This window comes from Homoserinibacter sp. YIM 151385 (assembly GCF_027912415.1).
Lineage (GTDB): Bacteria > Actinomycetota > Actinomycetes > Actinomycetales > Microbacteriaceae > Schumannella.
In genome coordinates this window covers 1698566-1717542 of sequence record NZ_CP115175.1, presented here as the reverse complement: position 1 = coordinate 1717542, position 18977 = coordinate 1698566, and the positions used below count along the sequence as shown (strand labels likewise).

Sequence of the window (18977 nt, the reverse complement as noted above, 5' to 3'; positions counted from 1 at the left end):
TGCTCACCCCCCACGAGCCGAGTTGCCGATCGCCCCCCACGATCGGTCCCGACTGGCCCGACGCCGGTCGACTGGAGCTGCGTCTCGAGAGCCTTACCCTCTGTCGAGCCGCCCACGAAGCCCCGTCGACAGCGACGTGCCGTGAATGAGAGAGCTCCCCCGAATGCTTTCTGGTGCCCGCACCCGAGCGCGCCGTGACGGCGCAACCGTCCCCCGCCCGCGTCGGCGGATCATCCAGCTCATCGCGGCCGCGGCCGCGGCGGTGCTGGTCGCCTCCGGCGTCGTGCTCGCCACGACCACGACGGCCGAGGCGCACACGCCGAAGGTCGCCCCGAGCTGCTCCGGCGTGCAGGTCAGCCTGCTCAGCTACAACGGCTCGAAGGGCGAGGCCAACTCGGTCACGTTCACGCAGGACGGCGTCGCGACGACGACGAAGTTCGGGTCGAAGTTCGAGAAGTTCATCCCCTTCACCGATCCCAGCACGGCCACCACCTGGTCGGTCGACGTCGACGCGTGGGACGACCCGGGCACCAAGGGCTGGGACTACACGACCTCCCAGACCAGCCAGCCGTGCCCCGCGCCGGCGATCGACCTCAGCGCGACCCAGTGCACCGAGCCGGGCGCGACGAGCGACCTCACCGCGGGCTTCACGGGTCTCGTGGCCTCCAAGGCCTACGACGTCGCGATCTCGAAGAACGGCTCGACGGTCGATGCGCTCGCCAAGTCCTTCACGGCCGACCGCACGGAGCACTCGGTGAGCTGGACCGGCCTCGAGCCGGGCGCGAGCTACGAGGTGCGCGTCACCGAGCGCGGCACGACGCTGAGCGCCGCGAAGTCGGTCACGATCGAGCCCTGCCCCGAGAACGCGGCCATCGAGATCACGATCGATCAGTGCACCGCCCCCGGCTACAGCGCCACGGTCAACGTGCTGCTGTCCGATCTCGTCGCGGGCCGCCAGTACACCGCGACGCTCGTCGGCGCGAACGGCACGCGGACCTTCGTCGCGCAGGGCCCCTCCGAGACGCTCACCTTCTCCGCTCCGGCCCCCGGGACGGAGTACCGGGTCACGCTGACCGACTCCGTCACGAAGAAGGTCACGACCTCGAACACCGTCACCGCGGTGCCCTGCCCCACGCAGCCGGCGACCCCCGTGCTCCAGCTCGCGGACTGCACGCTCGGCCAGGCGGCCGGCGAGCTGAAGATCTCGCTCGACCAGCTCCAGCCGGGCCGCGAGTACGAGGTCACCATCAACGGCGCCGCGATCGACGGCGGCCGCTTCACGGCCGACGCCGCGCAGAAGGACCTCGTCGTGGATGTGGAGCCGGGCAAGCGCCTCTCCGTCACCGTGGCGGACGTGCTCGCGTCGAAGTACGCGAGCAGCGACACCGTGACCTCCCTCGCCTGCGCGCTCGTGCCGAGCTTCTCGCTCGCGGCGAGCGTCTGCACGGCGCCCGGCGACAGCGCCGACCTCACGGTCGAGCTCGACGGCCGCCTGGCCGCGGGCCGCAGCTACGACGTCGCGATCTCGCAGGACCTCGAGCCCGTTCCGAACCAGCGCGTGCAGACGGTCGTGGCGAGCGCGGGCATGGAGCCCGTCGTCTACCGGGGCCTGACCCCGGGCCTCGACTACACGGTCACCGTCGCGGACACCCGCGACGACGGCGCCCGCGCCTCCGTGACCGAGCAGGTCGCGGCCTGCCCGCGGAACCCCGCGCTCGCGATGGACCTCGAGCAGTGCACCGCGGTCGGCGGCAAGACCGCCATCTCGGTCGGGCTCAAGGACCTCGAGGACGGCGAGGACTACACCGCGAAGCTCGAGCGGGTCGTCGACGGCGACTACGTCGCGGCCGGGAAGGTCGCCGGCATCGTGAGCGGCGACGAGCGGGTCACCTTCGACAAGCTCGTCGCGGGCAGCGACTACCGCGTGACCGTGGCGAACTCGACCGGCGTCCTGCACGCCTCGGAGACCGCGACCGCGCGGGCCTGCCCGAGCGAGCTCCCGACGCTGCCGATCCCGCCGGGTGACCTGCCGACGCTCGCGATGACCGGCGCCTCGGCGACCGGCCCGGTGGTCGGCGCGCTCGCGCTCCTGCAGATCGGCCTCGCCCTCGTCGTCATCGGATTCGTCCGCCGTCGACGCGCCAGCTGAGCGACCGGAGGGGTTGCCCAGAGCGGAGGGGCCGGGCCACGCGGCCCGGCCCCTCCGTGCGTCTGCTCGGCGGCGGGTGCCCGCCCGGCGGCGAGCGCCTACTCGGCGGCCGGCGCCGTGGTGCTCGTCCGGACCCGCAGGCTCGTCGGGATCAGCCGGGGCCGGGCGTCGAGCGGCCTGCCGCCGCCGAGCGGGCCCAGGATCGCCTCCACCGCGGCGGCGCCCTGCTCGCGGGGCGACTGCCGGACGGTCGTGAGGCCGAAGATCTCCGCGAGCTCGTGATCGTCGATCCCGACGACCGAGAGCTGCGCCGGCACCTGGATGCCGAGCTGCCGTGCCGCGGTGATCGCGCCGATCGCGATCTCGTCGCAGCCCGCCACGATCGCCGAGGGGCGGGTCCGCGGGTCCGCGAGGAGGTGGATCGCCGCGTGATACCCGCCCGCGACCGAGAACGGCGTCGCGACGAAGTCGTCGGCCGCATCCCCGGTCGGCACCCCCGCCGCCGCGAGCGCCGCGCGGAAGCCCTCGAGCCGCTTGCCGTGCACCCGGAAGTCCATCTGCTCGTCCTGCTCGCCGCCGAGGTGCACGATCCGCCGGTGCCCGAGGCTGAGCAGGTGCTCCGTGACGAGGCGGGTCACCGCGACATCGTCGATGCGCATGGTCGGGATCCCGGGGACGTCGCCTCCGATCCCCACGACCGGCTTGCCGAGGAGGTGGAGGAGATCGACCTCCTCCCGGCTCAGCGCGACCCCGATCGCGATGACGGCATCCACCCGCTTCCGCATGAGGAAGTAGTCGAACACCCGGCGGCGCTGCGTCGCGTCGTCGCCGATCCGGTAGAGGGTGAGGTCGTAGCCGGCCTCGATGAGCGCGCCCTCGACGCCCTCGAGCACCTCTGCGAAGAACCATCGGCTGATGTACGGCGTGACGACGCCGACGTTGCGGGTCGAGCCGGTCACGAGGCTCGCCGCCGCGCTCGAGGCCACGTAGCCGAGGTCGGCCGCCGCCTCGACGACTCGGGCGCGGGTCGTGTCGGAGACGTAGCCGGCGCCGCTCAGCGCTCGGGAGGCGGTCGCCTTCGAGACGCCGGCACGGCGCGCCACCTCGGAGAGCGAGCCCATGGATCCCTCCTCGGCATCCGCGGCCACCGGACGCCGTCATCCGGTGTGGAACCGATTCCATGATTGCAGGCATCCCGCGCGCCGTCGAGCCCGGATTCCGGGCGCCTCGCCGTTCCAGTCCCGTCACGGAATCGTGACATCCGGAGGCCGCCAAAGCACTTGCAGGAGTCGCCGGGCTCCCATAACGTGACGTGTGGAAGCGGTTGCGGGTCGGAGGATCACAGCGTCGATCCGCTCCCCCCGTCCGCGGGACACGCGGGCACGAAGGGCTCGACCCGAGTCCGAATGGAGACCTCGATGAGGAGGCAGTTCATGGGTTCCACCACCTTGCACCGTCGCGTGCTGTTGCCGATCGCGATCGGCGGCATCGCAGCCCTGACCCTCGCGGCCTGCTCCGGCGGCGGCGGACCGGCCGGCGACGGCCCGGGCGACCGCGGCGAGGCCGATGGCGTCGTGACCATCTACGGCACCATCGCCGACACCGAGGCCGAGCTCCTCGAGCAGTCGTGGGCCGACTGGGAGACCGAGAACGACATCGACATCCAGTACGAGTCGTCGAAGCAGTTCGAGGCCGAGATCGGCAGCCGCGCGCAGGCCGGCGACACCCCCGACCTCGCGATCTTCCCGCAGCCGGGCCTCCTCGGCGACCTCGCCGACCGCGGCTACGTGCAGCCCGCCCCCGAGGGCGTCGCCGACAACGTCGCCGAGGGCTGGTCGGAGGACTGGGCGGGCTACGCGACCGTCAACGACACCCTCTACGGCGCGCCGCTCATGGCGAGCGTCAAGGGCTTCGTCTGGTACTCGCCGAGCCAGTTCGAGGAGAACGGCTGGGAGGTCCCGCAGACCTGGGACGAGATGCTCGCCCTCAGCCAGACCATCGCCGACACGGGCGAGAAGCCCTGGTGCGCGGGCTTCGGCTCCGACGCCGCGACCGGCTGGCCGGGCACCGACTGGGTGGAGGACCTCGTCCTCCGCGAGGCCGGCCCCGACGTCTACGACCAGTGGGTCGAGAACGAGGTCCCCTTCACCGACCCGGCGATCAAGACCGCCTTCGAGTCGGTGGGCGAGATCCTCCTCAACCCGGACTACGTCAACGCGGGCTACGGCGACGTCACGACGATCAACTCGACCCCCTTCGGCGACCCGGCGACGGCCCTCGTCGACGGCGACTGCGCCCTCCACCACCAGGCCTCCTTCTACGACGGCTTCATCTCCGACGCCGGCGGCGAGGTCGCGGAGGACGGCGACATCTGGGCGTTCCTGACCCCGGGCACCGAGGCGGGCGCGAGCGCCGTCACGGGCGGCGGCGAGATCGTGGCCGCGTTCTCGAACGACGAGGACACGATCGCGGTGCAGGAGTACCTCTCGAGCGCCGACTGGGCCAACAGCCGAGTCAGCCTCGGCGGCGTCATCAGCGCGAACAAGGGCCTCGACCCGGCGAACGCGTCGAGCGGCATCCTCACGCAGGCCATCGAGATCCTCCAGGACGAGAACACCACGTTCCGCTTCGACGCCTCGGACCTCATGCCGGGCGCCGTCGGCTCGGGCACCTTCTTCAAGGGGATGGTCGCCTGGGTGAACGGGGACGACCTCGACACCGTCCTCGAGCAGATCGAGGCCGGCTGGCCGAGCGAGTAGTCAGCGCGGTGCGCGGGCCGTCCGGGGATCCCTCCCCGGGCGGCCCGCTCGCCCCTCGGCTCGCCGCTGAGCCCACGTCGTCAACGCCGACAACGAGAGAGGCATCATGAAAGACCTCCTGTCCGCGATCGGGAAGCTGCCTCCGCTGGCGCAGATCCCGATCGTCATCCTCCTGTTCCTCGCCGCGGCCGCCCTCGTGCTGTTCCTCATCGAGATCGCGCCGCGCAAGGGCCGCACGTACACGATCATCCGGGCCGTCGCCTGCATCCTGATCCCCGTCGCGGTCTTCCTCCTCCTCGGCTCCGTCTGGTGGGCCGCCGCCGTCGCCGCCGTGCTGGGCGGCGTCTTCTTCGTGCTCGACTACCGGCAGAAGGAGGGGACCGGCTACCTCTTCGCGCTGGCCGGCTTCCTCGCGCCGGCCTTCGTGCTCCTCGTGATCGGCCTCGTCTACCCGACGATCCAGACGCTCATCAACTCGTTCCTCAGCTCGCGCGGCAACTTCATCGGCTTCGACAACTTCGTCTGGATCTTCAGCTCGGAGAACAACCTCGTGACGATCCGCAACACGATCATCTGGGTCCTCGTCGTGCCGATCGTCTCGACCGCGATCGGCCTCGCCTACGCGGTCTTCATCGACCGCTCCCGCGGCGAGCGGTTCTTCAAGGCGCTCGTCTTCATGCCGATGGCGATCAGCTTCGTCGGGGCGTCGATCATCTTCCGCTTCATCTACGCGTACCGCGAGGAGGGGCAGAGCCAGTACGGCCTCCTCAACCAGATCGTGGTGTGGTTCGGCGGGAGCCCCGTCAACTGGCTGCAGCAGGTGCCGCTCAACAGCTTCCTGCTCATGGTGGTCCTCATCTGGGTCCAGACGGGCTTCGCGATGGTGATCCTCTCGGCGGCCATCAAGGGGGTGCCCGCGGAGCAGATGGAGGCGGCGCAGCTCGACGGCACGAACGCCTGGCAGCGCTTCTGGAACGTCACGATCCCGGGGATCTCGAGCTCGCTCGTCGTCGTCATCACGACGATCTCGATCGCCTCGCTCAAGGTGTTCGACATCGTCCGCACCATGGGCATGGCCTATCCGGACACGGGCGTCATCGCCAACGACATGGTGAGCCTGCTGCAGAACTTCGAGACCGGCCGCTCCTCCGCCTTCGCCGTGATCCTGTTCCTGCTCGTGCTCCCGATCGTCATCTTCAACGCCCGGCAGATCCAGAAGCAGAGGGAGATCCGATGACCACGGCAGTCTCGGCGGCCCCCGCCATCGACGAGCGCAGCTTCAGGGCGGCGACGAAGCGCACGAAGCGCCGGCTCACCAGCCGCGGGGCGACGATCGCCTCGCTCGTGATCGCGGTGCTCTGGACGATCCCCACGGTCGGCCTCTTCGTCACCTCGATCCGCCCCCGCGACGAGATCATCCGCACCGGCTGGTGGGAGATCTTCGTCAACCCGACGGTCACCTTCGAGAACTACGAGGCCGTGCTGTTCGGCAGCGAGAGCCTCATGGGGCCGTTCATCAACTCGATCGCGATCTCGCTGCCGGCGACGGTGTTCCCGCTCGTGATCGCCTCGATGGCCGCCTACGCCTTCGCCTGGATGCCGTTCAAGGGGCGCGACACGATCTTCATCCTCGTGTTCGCCCTCCAGATCGTCCCCATCCAGATGGCGCTCGTGCCCCTGCTGTCGCTGTTCTCGCGTGGCGTGAAGCTCGACAACGACAACGTCATCTACGAGGGCCTGCAGCAGGCGGGGCTCTTCTCGCAGGTGTGGGTCGCGCACACGATCTTCGCGCTCCCGCTCGCGATCTTCCTGCTGCACAACTTCATCAGCCAGATCCCCGGGGATGTCATCGAGGCGGCCCGCGTGGACGGCGCGAGCCACGGGCAGATCTTCTTCCGGATCGTCCTGCCGCTCTCGCTGCCCGCGATCGCGTCCTTCGCGATCTTCCAGTTCCTCTGGGTCTGGAACGACCTCCTCGTGGCGATCATCTTCGCCGGCGGGCAGGCCTCGCCGATCACGCGGGCGCTGGGCGAGCTGACGGGCGAATTCGGCCGCAACTGGCAGCTGCTGCCGGCGGGCGCGTTCATCTCGATCATCGTCCCGCTCATCGTGTTCTTCTCGCTGCAGCGCTACTTCGTGCGCGGCCTCCTGGCGGGCTCGACGAAGGGCTGATCCGGGAGGGTCCAGACCGGCCGGGGGCCGGGTGCCGCGGAGGGCGCCCGGCCCCCGTCCTCTGCCGGGGGCGGGCCGAGGGCGGGCCGAGGGCGGGCGGTCCGGGTCGGCGGGCGCGAGCGCACCGTCGGCGGGCCGCCGTAGGCTCGCCTCGTGAGCATGGGAGCGCCGGGGCGGCCGGGCGGGGCCGGGAGCCCGGGACGCTACGGCAAGCCGCGCACCCGCATCGGCGCCGCCGACGCCGCGGCGCAGCGCGCCGAGAACGCGGCCGCGCCCCGCATTCCCGACCTCCTGCCGCGCATCGGCTCGCTGTTCCGGCCGCACCGCCGGGCGCTCGTGCTGACGGTCGTGCTCGTGCTCATCGGCGCCGGCATCAGCGTCGTGCCGCCGCTGCTCACCCAGCAGGCCTTCGACCGCGGGCTCTTCCCCGCATCCGGTCGCCCCGACGTCCCCGTGCTCGTCGAGCTCGTCGCGCTCATGGTCGTGCTCTGGATCGGGTCCGCCCTGCTCGGCGTGTGGCAGACCTACCTCACGGCCCGGGTCGGCAACGAGGTGATGGGGTCGCTGCGCGTGCGCCTGTTCACGCACCTGCAGGCGATGGAGCTCGGCTTCTTCACGCGCACGAAGACGGGCGTCATCCAGTCGCGGCTCCAGAACGACGTCGGCGGGGTCGCCGGGGTGCTGAGCAACACGGTCTCGAGCGTCATCGGCAACACCGTGACGGTCATCGCCGCCTTCGTCTCGATGCTCGTGCTGAGCTGGCAGATGACGCTCGTCGCGGTCGTGCTCCTGCCGGCGATCGCGTTCGCGCAGCGGCGCGTCGGGCAGGTGCGCGCGCGGGTCGCGACCGAGACGCAGGAGTCGCTCTCGCAGATGACGGCGATCACGCAGGAGGCGCTGAGCGTCTCCGGCATCCTCCTCGCGAAGGCCTTCACCCAGCAGGGCTCGGAGGTCGGCCGCTACCGCGAGGAGAACCGCCGCCAGATCCGCCTGCAGGTGCGGCAGACGATGACCGGCCAGGGCTTCTTCGCGCTCGTCAACATCTTCCTCAGCATCATCCCCGCGGTCATCTACCTCGTGGCGGCCTGGCTGATCTTCCAGGATGTGGCGGTGACGGCGGGCACCGTCGTCGCGTTCACGACCGTGCAGGCTCGGCTCACCTGGCCGCTCATGGGGCTCATGCGGGTCGCGCTCGACCTCCAGACCTCGCAGGCGCTCTTCGCGCGCATCTTCGAGTACCTCGACCTCGTGCCCGCGATCGTGGACCGCGAGGATGCGAGGGAGGTCCGGCGGGACCGCCTCGGGGAGGTCGCCTTCCGCGACGTGACGTTCCGGTATCCGGACGCGCCCGCCGACTCCCGCCCGACGCTCGAGCACGTCGACTTCGAGATCCTGCCCGGGCAGCACGCGGCCTTCGTCGGTCCCTCGGGTGCCGGCAAGACGACCGTCTCGTACCTCGTGCCCCGGCTCCACGAGGCCGTGTCGGGCCGGGTGGAGTTCGCGGGGGACGACGTCCGCGAGCTCCGGCAGGAGTCGCTCGTCGGCGCGATCGGGATCGTGAGCCAGGAGACCTACCTGTTCCACGCGTCCATCGCCGAGAACCTCCGCTACGCGAGGCCGGACGCGAGCCAGGAGGAGCTGGAGGCGGCGGCGCGCGCCGCGAACATCCACGAGACGATCGCCGCGTTCCCGGACGGCTACGACACGATCGTGGGGGAGCGCGGCTATCGGCTCTCGGGCGGCGAGAAGCAGCGGGTCGCGATCGCGCGCGTGCTGCTCAAGGATCCGGCCGTGCTCATCCTCGACGAGGCGACCAGCGCCCTCGACACCGTGAGCGAGCGCGTCGTGCAGCACGCCCTCGACACGGCCGCCGCGGGCCGCACGACGATCGCGATCGCCCACCGGCTCTCGACCGTCGTCCGGGCCGACGTCATCTTCGTCGTCGACGGCGGGCGGATCGTGGAGCGCGGCAGCCACGCGGAGCTCCTCGCGGCGGGCGGGGTCTACGCGCGGCTCGTGGCCGAGCAGCTCGCGGGGCGCAGCGCGTCCGCCCCGCTCCCGAGCCCCGAAGAGGTGGGTTTCTCCGCATCCGCCGCGCGGATCCGCGCGGCGGATGCGGAGAAACCCACCTCTTAGGGGAGGGGGCCGCCGCGCTCCTCGAGCATCTCCGTCATGGCGTCGATCTCCGAGGTCTGCGCGAGCTGCATGCTCCGCGCGAGGGTCAGCACCTTCTCCTGATCGGTGCGCACCGCGATCGCATCGGCCATCTCGACCCCGCCCCGGTGGTGGGCGAGCATGAGCTCGAGGAAGTACCGCTCGGCGTCGGCGCCCTCGAGCGCGCGGAGGCGGTCGAGCTGGGCGTCGGTCGCGAGCCCCGGCATGGGCTCGCCGGGCACGTGCGCCCCGCCCTCGTGCTCGTGGCCGCTCCCGTCGATCGGCGGGATCGTCATCCAGGTCATCCGCTCCTGGCGGCTCGCCTGGGGGAGATCCCACGAGAACAGGAGCGCGTACATCTGGCCAGCCTGGTTGGACTGGGAGGTCGCGATGTCGTAGGCCATGCGGCGGACGTCCTCGTCCAGGGTGCCGTCGCGCACGATGAAGGACATCTCGACGGCCTGCGCGTGGTGCACCTGCATGTCGCGCAGGAAGCCCGCGGCGGGGCTCTCGCTCGTCGGCGGCGCCGTCTGCCCGACGCTGATCCGTCCGACGACGAAGGCGCTCGCGACGAGCACGAGCGTCACGAGGACCGCCGCGAGGACGAGCCGGCCGGAGCCGCCGCCTCGGGCGGGCTCCGTCTCAGGATCGGGCCCCACGGCCTCCTCGACCCGGGTCACGCCTGCTTGCCGGGGCCGTCGATCGCGCCGGCGCAGGAGGCGCCCGGCTCCGGCACGTCCGGCGAGCGCCAGTACTGCTCGATGAAGTCGGCGACGGCCGCGTCGGCCGGGTCCTCGAACTTCAGCTGCGCGCCCCAGGCGGAGACCGCCATGGGCGCATCCAGGTTCGGGAACGGCGAGAGGATCGCGTACTCGTCGGGCACGACGGCCGCGAGCGCCTCGAGCTCGGCGCCCTCGACCTGCGCCGGGTCGTAGGTGAACCAGAGCGCGCCGTGCTCGAGGGAGTGCACGGCGTTCTCGTTCTTCTGCGGCTCCGTGTAGATGGCGCAGTTGAGCCAGGCCGGGTTGTGCGGGCCGCCGGCGGGCGGGTACATGTCGTACTCGCCCTCGTAGTCGACGGTGCTGCCGGTGTGGACGCTCTCGAGGTCGTCCCAGGTCTGCACCTCGCCGGTCGCGGCGGGGTCGCGCGGCGGCGCGGGCACGAGCGCCGGGACGACGACGAAGCCGATCACGAGGCCGAGGACGGCGACGCCGGCCGTGATCGCGGCCGCGATGCCGATGCGGCGGTTGCGCTTCTCGGCCGCCTGCTTCCGCCTGAAGGAGGCGAGCTTCTCCTCGCGCTGGGCGGCTCGCTGCTGCTTGATGGTGGGCTTGCCGTCGCTGGGCTGGTTCATCGCGTGGCCTCTCGTCGCGCGGTGGGATGGGTGACCTGTCGACACGATCCATGCAGGTGCAACCACATTGTCCCCCATCCGATCCCGGGAGTCCGCCCGCCCGCGTAACAGACGCGCCGCCCCGGTAGCCTCGTGGGCATGCGCTACGCGGAGTCCGTGCTCGATCTCGTCGGCGACACCCCGCTCGTGCGGCTCAACCGCGTGACGGAGGGGATCCGGGCGACGGTGCTCGTGAAGGTCGAGTACGTGAACCCCGGCGGCTCCTCGAAGGACCGCATCGCGACCCGCATCATCGACGCGGCCGAGCGCGACGGGCACCTGAAGCCGGGCGGCACGATCGTCGAGCCGACCTCCGGCAACACCGGGATCGGCCTCGCCCTCGTCGCCCAGCAGCGCGGCTACCGCTGCGTCTTCGTCTGCCCCGACAAGGTCAGCGCCGACAAGATCAACACCCTCCGGGCCTACGGGGCCGAGGTCGTCGTCACGCCGACCGCGGTCGCGCCCGACAGCCCCGAGTCCTACTACTCGGTGAGCGACCGGCTGGCCCGCGAGATCCCCGGCGCCTTCAAGCCCGACCAGTACTCGAACCCGAACGGCCCGCTCAGCCACTACGAGACGACCGGCCCCGAGATCTGGCGCGACACCGATGGCCGCATCACCCACTTCGTCGCGGGCGTCGGCACGGGCGGCACCATCACGGGCACCGGCCGCTACCTGCGGGAGGTGGCGGGGGATGCCGTGCGCATCATCGGCGCGGACCCGGAGGGCTCGGTCTACTCGGGCGGCGGCGGGCGGCCGTATCTGACGGAGGGCGTCGGCGAGGACTTCTGGCCGAGCGCCTACGACCCGTCCGTCGTCGACGAGATCATCGCCTCCTCCGATGCGGAGAGCTTCGAGCTGACCCGCCGCCTCGCCCGCGAGGAGGGCCTGCTCGTCGGCGGCTCGAGCGGCCTCGCGGTCGCCTCCGGGCTCAAGGCGGCCCGCGAGCTCGGCCCGGAGGCGGTCATGGTGATCCTCCTGCCGGACGGCGGCCGCGGCTACCTCGGCAAGATCTTCGACGACCGCTGGATGCGGTCCTACGGCTTCCTGCCGCCGGACGGCGAGCAGACGGTCGCCGACATCGTCGGCACGAAGGATCCCGATCTCGCGGGCCTCGTGCACGTGCACCCGAGCGACACCGTGCGGCACGCGATCGACAAGATGCGCCGTCACGGCATCTCGCAGATGCCGGTCCTCACCGCCGAGCCGCCCGTCGTGATGGGCGAGGTCGTGGGCGCCATCGACGAGAAGGCCCTCGTGGATGCGGTGTTCAGCGGGCGGGCCCAGCTCACCGACGCGCTCGAGGGCCTCATCGCGCCGCCCCTGCCGCTCATCGGCCTCGGCGAGCACGTGGACGCGGTGCGCGAGAAGCTGACCGCCTCCGACGCGCTGCTCGTGGTCGGCGACGGCAAGCCGGCCGCCGTCCTGACGCGCCACGACCTCCTGACCTTCCTGAGCCGCTGACCTTCGAGGACGAGAGCACCATGACCGATCACGACTTCGCGACCCGCGCCATCCACGCCGGCCAGGCCTTCGACCCGACGACCGGCGCCGTCGTCCCGCCCGTCTACCTGACCTCCACCTTCGTGCAGGACGGCGTGGGCGGCCTCCGCGGCGGCTACGAGTACGCGCGCGCCGCGAACCCGACGCGCGACTCCCTCCAGGAGCTGCTCGCCTCCCTCGAGGGCGGCGACCGCGCCTTCAGCTTCGCCTCGGGCCTCGCGGCCGAGGACGCCCTGCTCCGGGCGCTCGTGAAGCCGGGCGACCACGTGCTCATGGGGAACGACGTCTACGGCGGCACGCACCGCCTCGTCCGCAAGGTGCTGGGGCCCTGGGGCGTGGAGCTCTCGACCGCGGAGTTCGGGGATGCGGACGCGGTGCGCGCCGCGATCCGCCCGAACACGAAGGTCGTGTGGGTCGAGACCCCGAGCAACCCCTTCATGAAGGTGACCGACATCGAGGCGATCGCCGAGATCGGCCGCGCGGCGGGCGCGGTCGTCGTGGTCGACAACACCTTCGCGACGCCCTACCTCCAGCAGCCGCTCGCGCACGGGGCCGATGTCGTGGTGCACTCGACGACGAAGTACCTCGGCGGCCACAGCGACGTCGTCGGCGGCGCGGTCGTGCTGCGCGACGGCGAGCTCGCCGAGCAGGTCGGCTTCCTGCAGTTCGCGGCCGGCGCCGTCTCGGGGCCGCTCGACGCGTGGCTGACGGTCCGCGGCATCAAGACGCTCGCGGTCCGCATGGACCGCCACTCGCAGAACGCGCTCGCGATCGCGCGAGCGCTCCACGGCCACGCCGCGGTCGAGCGCGTCTACTACCCCGGCCTCGAGGGGCACCTGGGCGCGGAGGTCGCGGCGCGGCAGATGCCGCGGGGCGCGGGCGGCATGCTCTCGATCGCCCTCGCGGGCGGCGAGGCGGCGGCGCTGCGGCTCGCCGGGTCGATGGAGCTCTTCCAGCTCGCCGAGTCGCTCGGGGGCGTCGAGTCCCTCGTCAACCACCCCGCGCAGATGACGCACGCCTCGGTCCGCGGCACCGAGCTCGAGGTGCCGGGCAGCCTGCTGCGCTTCTCGGTCGGGATCGAGTCCGTCGACGACCTCCTCGCGGATGTCCTCCAGGGGCTCGAGCGCCTCTAGCCTCGCGCCCCGCCACCCGCCCCGCCGGGTGGGTTTCTCCGCACTCGCCGCGCGGATCCCCGCGGCGAGTGCGGAGAAACCCACCTCGGGAGGGATGGGGGCGCCGGGATGGCGCGCGGGGCGCTCGGGAGGGACTATGGTTGTGTTCACTTCTTGATCGCAAGGACACCCCGTGTCGAACACACCACCCCCCGCCGGCGCGAAGGTGCGCCGGCCCCGACGGCCCGGCTCGCAGACCGCGCTCCGCCAGCTCAACCGGGATCGGATCGTCGGCGCGCTCGCGGCCAACGGCCCGCTGACGCAGGCCGACCTCTCGCGACGGACCGGTCTCAGCGCCGCGACCGTCTCGAACATCGTCCGGCTCATGATCGAGGACGGCGCCGCCGCCGCCGAGCAGATCACGAGCTCCGGCCGCCGGGCCGCCGCCATCCGCCTCCTCAGCGACGGGGAGGTCGTGGTCGGCATCGACTTCGGCCGCCGCCACGCGCGCGTCGTCGTCGTGAACCCCGGCTACGAGGTGCTCGGCGAGGCGGCCATCGAGCTCCCGCTCGGCTACCCGGCCATGGAGGGCGTCGACGCCGCAGCGCGGGTGCTGCGCGAGCTCCTCGCGCACGAGCACCTCGAGAACGCGACCGTCCTCGGGATCGGCCTCGGCATCCCCGGCCCCATCGACCGCCGGACCTCGACCGTCGTCCAGGGCACGATCCTCCCGGAGTGGCTCGGCGTGACCCGCGAGGACCTCGAGATCCGCCTCGGGCACCCCGTGCTGCTCGACAACGACGCGAATCTGGGGGCGCTCGCCGAGGTCACCTGGGGCGCCCACTCGGCCGTCGACAACCTCCTCTTCGTGAAGATCGGCTCCGGCATCGGCTCGGGGCTGATCATCGACGGCCGCCCCTACTACGGCCACACGGGCGTCACCGGCGAGATCGGCCACATGGCGATCGACGACTACGGCGCGGTGTGCCACTGCGGCAACCGCGGCTGCCTCGAGACGGTCGCCTCGACGACCGTGATGATGGGGCTCCTGAGCCGCAGCTCGCCCGGCCTGGTGACGACGGGCGACATCGTCCAGCGCGCGCTCGAGGGGGATGCGGGGACGCTCCGCGTGCTCGACGACGCGGGTGCCGCGATCGGCAAGGCGCTCGGCTCGGTGGCGAACTTCGTGAACCCCGCGGTGATCGTGATCGGCGGCCCGCTCGCCGATGTCGGCCCCGTCATCACGGAGCCGATCGCGCGCTCGATGCGCCGTCACGCGATCCCGCTCGTGGGGGAGGCGACGATCGTCACCACCTCCTCGCTCGGCGCCCGCGCGGAGGCGCTGGGGGGCGCCTCCCTCGCGCTGCGCCACGCGCGCGCCGCCGCGCCCGCCTGACACCGCCCCACCGCGCCGACGGGCGGGGTCGTGACCGAACTGTTGCGTTCAAGAGTTGGCGACAACAGGGATGACCGCCTACAGTTGCCGAAGACGGCTTCCCACCGACGCGAAGGGCCAGACATGGCGGACTCACCCGTGATCCTCGAGATGCGGAACATCACCAAGGAGTTCCCCGGGGTGAAGGCCCTCGACGACGTCTCGATGACGGTCCGGGCCGGTCAGATCCACGCCATCTGCGGAGAGAACGGCGCCGGCAAGTCGACGCTCATGAAGGTCCTCTCGGGCGTCTACCCTTTCGGCACCTACGGCGGCGACATCGTCTACCAGGGCGAGGTGGCCCGCTTCGGCGACATCAAGCAGTCCGAGGCCGAGGGCATCGTCATCATCCACCAGGAGCTCGCGCTCATCCCCGAGCTCTCGATCACCGAGAACATCTTCCTCGGCAACGAGCCCGCCCGCTTCGGCCGCATCGACTGGACCGCCGCCCACCAGCGCGCCGTCGACCTCCTCGCGCGCGTCGGGCTCCGCGACGACCCCGAGACGCAGATCAAGAACATCGGCGTCGGCAAGCAGCAGCTCGTCGAGATCGCGAAGGCGCTCAACAAGAACGTCAAGCTGCTCATCCTCGACGAGCCGACCGCGGCCCTCAACGAGAGCGACTCGGCGCACCTCCTCGACCTCATCGAGGGGCTCAAGAGCCGCGGCATCTCGTCCATCATGATCAGCCACAAGCTCAACGAGATCGAGCGCATCGCCGACTCGATCACGATCATCCGCGACGGCAAGACGATCGAGACCCTGGATGTCGCCGCGGGCGGCGTCGACGAGGACCGCATCATCCGCGGCATGGTCGGGCGCACGCTCGAGAACCGGTTCCCCGAGCACGACGGCTCCTCGATCGGCGAGGTGTTCTTCGAGGTCCGCGACTGGACCGTGCAGCACCCGCAGACGGCCGAGCGGCTCGTCGCGAAGGGCTCCAGCTTCACCGTCCGCCGCGGCGAGGTCGTCGGCTTCGCGGGGCTCATGGGCGCCGGCCGCACCGAGCTCGCGATGAGCATCTTCGGCCGCTCCTACGGCACCTTCCTCTCGGGCGAGATCATCAAGGACGGCGAGCGCATCGAGCTCCGCACCGTCTCCGACGCGATCGGCCACGGCCTCGCCTACGTGAGCGAGGACCGCAAGGCGCTCGGCCTCAACCTGCTCGACGACATCAAGACGAGCGTCGTCTCGGCGAAGCTGCCGAAGATCTCGCGCGGGCCCGTCGTCGACGACCTCCAGGAGCACAAGATCGCGGAGGAGTACCGCAAGGAGCTCCGCATCAAGACCCCGACGGTCGACGAGGGCGTCAACAAGCTCTCGGGCGGCAACCAGCAGAAGGTCGTCCTCGCGAAGTGGATGTTCACCGACCCCGACCTGCTCATCCTCGACGAGCCGACCCGCGGCATCGACGTGGGCGCCAAGACCGAGATCTACGGCATCATCCGCAAGCTCGCGGAGCGCGGCGCCGGCGTCATCATGATCAGCTCCGAGCTGCCCGAGCTGCTCGGGGTCTCCGACCGCATCTACACGATCTTCGAGGGGGCCATCACGGCCGAGCTCCCCGTCGCCGAGGCGACGCCCGAGACCCTCATGAAGAACATGACCAGCAACCCGAACGCGAAGAAGAAGGACGCCGCCTGATGAGCGACACCACTGCACCCCAGAAGTCCGGAGGGATCCGCGACCTCGGCAAGATGTTCGGCGGCGGGCAGTCCAGCCTGCGCCAGTTCGGCATCCTCGGCGCCCTCATCGCCATCATCATCGTCTTCCAGATCCTCACGGGCGGGAAGACGCTGCAGCCGGGCAACGTCATCAACATCGTGCTCGCGAACTCCTACGTGCTGATCCTCGCGATCGGCATGGTCATGGTGATCATCGCGGGGCACATCGACCTCTCGGTCGGCTCGATCGCCGCCTTCGTCGGCATCATCGTCGCGATCTCCATGAACCGCTGGGACTTCCCGTGGCCGGCCGCGATCCTCCTCGGCCTCGTCGTGGGCGCGCTCATCGGCGCCTGGCAGGGGTTCTGGGTGGCCTATGTCGGGGTGCCGGCGTTCATCGTGACGCTCGCCGGCATGCTCCTGTTCCGCGGCGCCAACCAGTTCGTGGGCCGCTCGACGACCGAGCCCATCGCGAACGAGGCCTACCGCCAGATCGGCGGCGGGTACCTGCCCGACCCGGCGTGGGGCGTCCCGCTCAACCTCACGACGCTCGTCCTCGGCGTCCTCGCGATCGCCGCGGTGATCTACAACGAGATCTCGCTCCGCCGCCGCCAGGCGAAGATCGGCGCCGAGATGGCGCCGGTCTGGGTCTCCGGCATCAAGATCGCGGCGCTCATCGCCGTCATCGTCGCCGCCTCCCTCCTCTTCGCGAGCGGCCGGCCCGGCCAGAGCCTCCCGATCTCGGGCGTCATCCTCATCGCGCTCGTGCTCGTCTACTCCTTCGTGACGAACCACACGATCATCGGCCGGCACATCTACTCGCTCGGCGGCAACTCGCACGCGGCCGAGCTCTCGGGCGTCAAGATCAAGCGCGTCAACTTCTTCGTCATGATGAACATGTCGATCCTCGCGGCCGTCGCCGGCATGGTCTTCATCTCCCGCTCGCGCTCCTCGGGCCCGCTCGACGGCAACAGCTGGGAGCTGGATGCGATCGCGGCGGTCTTCATCGGCGGCGCGGCCGTCTCGGGCGGCATCGGCACGGTCATCGGCTCGATCGTCGGCGGTCTCGTCATCGCCGTCCTCAACAACGGCCTCCAGCTCCTCAGCGTCGGCGCCGACCGCGTCCAGATGATCAAGGGGCTCGTGCTGCTCCTCGCGGTGGCCGTCGACGTGCTCTCGAAGCGCAGCGGACGGCCCTCGATCCTCGGCCGGTTCGGCCGCGGGAAGCCCTCGGACGCGGGCGACCCGCTCACCGTCTCGACGCCCATGCAGCGACCCGAGGTCGTTCCCGGCGAGGGAGGCCCCGACGCCTCCTCCCGGCCCCCGAGCACTACGCCGAACGCGTAGCCGGAGCATCGCGCTCCATCCCTGCACCACCAACCCATCACAACGAAAGTGACTGAACACATGCGAAAGATCGCACTCACGACTACGGCAGTCGCCGCGGTCGCGCTGATGGCGCTCGCGGGATGCTCCTCCCGCGCCGACACCGAGACCGGCACCGAGGGCGACGGCGGCTTCGCGGCCGACTCGCTGATCGGCGTCGCGCTGCCCGACAAGACCTCGGAGAACTGGGTGCTCGCGGGCGGCCTCTTCGAGGACGCGATCGCCGAGGCCGGCTTCAAGGGCGAGGTGCAGTACGCGGGCCAGTCGACCCCGGTCCCGGACCAGCAGGCCCAGATCGACGCCATGGTCACCAACGGCGCCAAGGTCATCATCATCGGCGCGAAGGACGGCGGCCAGCTCGGCGCCCAGGTCGCCGCGGCGCGCGAGTCCGGTGCCGTCGTGATCGCCTACGACCGCATCCTCGAGAACACCGAGGACATCGACTACTACCTCGCCTTCAACAACTTCGCGGTGGGTCAGGCCCAGGGCCAGGCGCTCCTCGACGGCCTCGAGGCGAAGGGCGATGGCCCGTACAACGTCGAGCTCTTCGCCGGCTCGCCGGACGACCCGAACGCCGCCGTGTTCTTCAACGGCGCGCTCGACATCCTCCAGCCGAAGATCGACGACGGCACGCTCAACATCGTCTCGGGTCAGACCGAGTTCGAGCAGGTCGTCACCCAGGGCTGGGCGCCCGAGGAGGCCCAGAGCCGCGCGGACACGCTGCTCCAGGCCAACTACGGCTCGACCGAGCTCGACGGCGTCCTCTCGCCGAACGACACGCTCGCCCGCGCCGTCATCACCTCGGTCGAGCAGGCCGGCAAGCCCGACATCGTGATCACCGGCCAGGACTCCGAGGCCGCCTCGATCCCGCTGATCATGGAGGGCAAGCAGTACATGACCATCTACAAGGACACGCGTCGCCTCGTCGCCGCGGCCCTCGACATGGTCAAGGCCCTCGCCGCCGGCGACGAGCCGGAGACGAACGCCGAGGAGAACAACAAGACCATCGAGGTCCCGACGTTCTACCTCGACCCGGTGACCGTGACGGCGGAGAACGCCGCCGAGGTCTACGCCGACAACCCCGACCTCGAGCCGCTCACCAAGTAGTCCGCTCGCAGTCGAGGAGGGCCGTCCGGGCGACCGGGCGGCCCTTCCGCGTGTGCGGCGGCTCCGGCGCGGGCACTGGCAGGATCGCGATGTCCGGTCTCGCGTTCCTCATGCCATCATGAACGCACGACCGCGCCGGATCG

14 protein-coding genes are annotated in these 18977 nt (G+C 71.0%); 11 read left to right on the top strand and 3 right to left on the bottom strand.

Going from position 1 to position 18977, the window contains the following annotated elements; genetic code table 11:
- Positions 1 to 163: 163 nt before the first annotated feature.
- Positions 164 to 2149, top strand: a complete 1986-nt coding sequence (locus OF852_RS08285) for a hypothetical protein (protein WP_271118698.1) — start codon at positions 164 to 166, stop codon at positions 2147 to 2149.
- Between the two features lie 98 nt (positions 2150 to 2247).
- Here the strand turns inward: OF852_RS08285 and OF852_RS08280 are convergent, their stop codons facing one another.
- Positions 2248 to 3270: a LacI family DNA-binding transcriptional regulator gene (locus tag OF852_RS08280; RefSeq protein ID WP_271118697.1), complete on the bottom strand. Its 1023-nt coding sequence runs from the start codon at positions 3268 to 3270 to the stop codon at positions 2248 to 2250.
- A gap of 312 nt (positions 3271 to 3582) precedes the next feature.
- On the opposite strand from OF852_RS08280, the gene OF852_RS08275 reads away from it, so the two are divergent.
- From OF852_RS08275 to OF852_RS08260, 4 genes are all read left to right on the top strand, one after another.
- Entirely contained in the window at positions 3583 to 4908 is a 1326-nt protein-coding gene (locus OF852_RS08275; protein WP_271118696.1) for an ABC transporter substrate-binding protein, read from the top strand.
- 106 nt (positions 4909 to 5014) lie between these two features.
- Positions 5015 to 6145: a carbohydrate ABC transporter permease gene (locus OF852_RS08270; protein ID WP_271118695.1), complete on the top strand. Its 1131-nt coding sequence runs from the start codon at positions 5015 to 5017 to the stop codon at positions 6143 to 6145.
- Entirely contained in the window at positions 6142 to 7080 is a 939-nt protein-coding gene (locus tag OF852_RS08265) for a carbohydrate ABC transporter permease (RefSeq protein WP_271118694.1), read from the top strand. The genes OF852_RS08270 and OF852_RS08265 overlap by 4 nt, the downstream gene beginning before the upstream one ends.
- A 159-nt stretch (positions 7081 to 7239) precedes the next feature.
- Entirely contained in the window at positions 7240 to 9216 is a 1977-nt protein-coding gene (locus OF852_RS08260) for an ABC transporter ATP-binding protein (protein WP_271121144.1), read from the top strand.
- Here the strand turns inward: OF852_RS08260 and OF852_RS08255 are convergent.
- Together OF852_RS08255 and OF852_RS08250 are read right to left on the bottom strand one after the other, a co-directional pair.
- On the bottom strand, positions 9213 to 9914 hold the full coding sequence (locus OF852_RS08255; protein ID WP_271118693.1) for a DUF305 domain-containing protein: 702 nt from the start codon (positions 9912 to 9914) through the stop codon (positions 9213 to 9215). The genes OF852_RS08260 and OF852_RS08255 overlap by 4 nt on opposite strands.
- Positions 9911 to 10588: a DUF3105 domain-containing protein gene (locus OF852_RS08250; RefSeq protein ID WP_271118692.1), complete on the bottom strand. Its 678-nt coding sequence runs from the start codon at positions 10586 to 10588 to the stop codon at positions 9911 to 9913. Before OF852_RS08250 ends, OF852_RS08255 begins: the two co-directional genes overlap by 4 nt.
- A 138-nt stretch (positions 10589 to 10726) precedes the next feature.
- Between OF852_RS08250 and OF852_RS08245 the strand changes: the two genes are divergently transcribed.
- The 6 genes from OF852_RS08245 (at position 10727) to OF852_RS08220 (ending at position 18834) form a co-directional block, all read left to right on the top strand.
- Positions 10727 to 12091 carry a cystathionine beta-synthase gene (locus OF852_RS08245; protein WP_271118691.1) on the top strand — a complete coding sequence of 455 codons (1365 nt, stop codon included), beginning with the start codon at positions 10727 to 10729 and terminating at the stop codon, positions 12089 to 12091.
- A gap of 20 nt (positions 12092 to 12111) precedes the next feature.
- Positions 12112 to 13263: a cystathionine gamma-synthase gene (locus OF852_RS08240; protein WP_271118690.1), complete on the top strand. Its 1152-nt coding sequence runs from the start codon at positions 12112 to 12114 to the stop codon at positions 13261 to 13263.
- 172 nt (positions 13264 to 13435) lie between these two features.
- The gene (locus OF852_RS08235) at positions 13436 to 14638 is read left to right on the top strand and encodes an ROK family transcriptional regulator (RefSeq protein ID WP_271118689.1); all 1203 of its coding nucleotides are present in this window, start codon (positions 13436 to 13438) and stop codon (positions 14636 to 14638) included.
- Between the two features lie 123 nt (positions 14639 to 14761).
- A complete protein-coding gene (gene mmsA / locus OF852_RS08230) occupies positions 14762 to 16321 on the top strand; it encodes a multiple monosaccharide ABC transporter ATP-binding protein (protein WP_271118688.1) in 1560 nt (519 codons plus the stop codon).
- Positions 16321 to 17688, top strand: coding sequence for a multiple monosaccharide ABC transporter permease (gene mmsB / locus OF852_RS08225; protein WP_271118687.1), 1368 nt, complete (start codon positions 16321 to 16323; stop codon positions 17686 to 17688). Before mmsA ends, mmsB begins: the two co-directional genes overlap by 1 nt.
- A 60-nt stretch (positions 17689 to 17748) precedes the next feature.
- Positions 17749 to 18834 carry a substrate-binding domain-containing protein gene (locus OF852_RS08220; protein ID WP_271118686.1) on the top strand — a complete coding sequence of 362 codons (1086 nt, stop codon included), beginning with the start codon at positions 17749 to 17751 and terminating at the stop codon, positions 18832 to 18834.
- The last annotated feature ends 143 nt before the right edge of the window (positions 18835 to 18977 follow it).

What these genes read in the sequence shown, in the direction of transcription:
- OF852_RS08220 (WP_271118686.1), top strand. Translation starts at nt 17,749, where the DNA reads ATGCGAAAGATCGCACTCACGACTACGGCAGTCGCCGCGGTCGCGCTG.
- OF852_RS08260 (WP_271121144.1), top strand. Translation starts at nt 7,240, where the DNA reads ATGGGAGCGCCGGGGCGGCCGGGCGGGGCCGGGAGCCCGGGACGCTAC.
- OF852_RS08250 (WP_271118692.1), bottom strand. Translation starts at nt 10,588, where the DNA reads ATGAACCAGCCCAGCGACGGCAAGCCCACCATCAAGCAGCAGCGAGCC.
- mmsB (WP_271118687.1), top strand. Translation starts at nt 16,321, where the DNA reads ATGAGCGACACCACTGCACCCCAGAAGTCCGGAGGGATCCGCGACCTC.
- OF852_RS08275 (WP_271118696.1), top strand. Translation starts at nt 3,583, where the DNA reads ATGGGTTCCACCACCTTGCACCGTCGCGTGCTGTTGCCGATCGCGATC.
- OF852_RS08240 (WP_271118690.1), top strand. Translation starts at nt 12,112, where the DNA reads ATGACCGATCACGACTTCGCGACCCGCGCCATCCACGCCGGCCAGGCC.
- mmsA (WP_271118688.1), top strand. Translation starts at nt 14,762, where the DNA reads ATGGCGGACTCACCCGTGATCCTCGAGATGCGGAACATCACCAAGGAG.
- OF852_RS08265 (WP_271118694.1), top strand. Translation starts at nt 6,142, where the DNA reads ATGACCACGGCAGTCTCGGCGGCCCCCGCCATCGACGAGCGCAGCTTC.
- OF852_RS08245 (WP_271118691.1), top strand. Translation starts at nt 10,727, where the DNA reads ATGCGCTACGCGGAGTCCGTGCTCGATCTCGTCGGCGACACCCCGCTC.
- OF852_RS08270 (WP_271118695.1), top strand. Translation starts at nt 5,015, where the DNA reads ATGAAAGACCTCCTGTCCGCGATCGGGAAGCTGCCTCCGCTGGCGCAG.
- OF852_RS08280 (WP_271118697.1), bottom strand. Translation starts at nt 3,270, where the DNA reads ATGGGCTCGCTCTCCGAGGTGGCGCGCCGTGCCGGCGTCTCGAAGGCG.
- OF852_RS08285 (WP_271118698.1), top strand. Translation starts at nt 164, where the DNA reads ATGCTTTCTGGTGCCCGCACCCGAGCGCGCCGTGACGGCGCAACCGTC.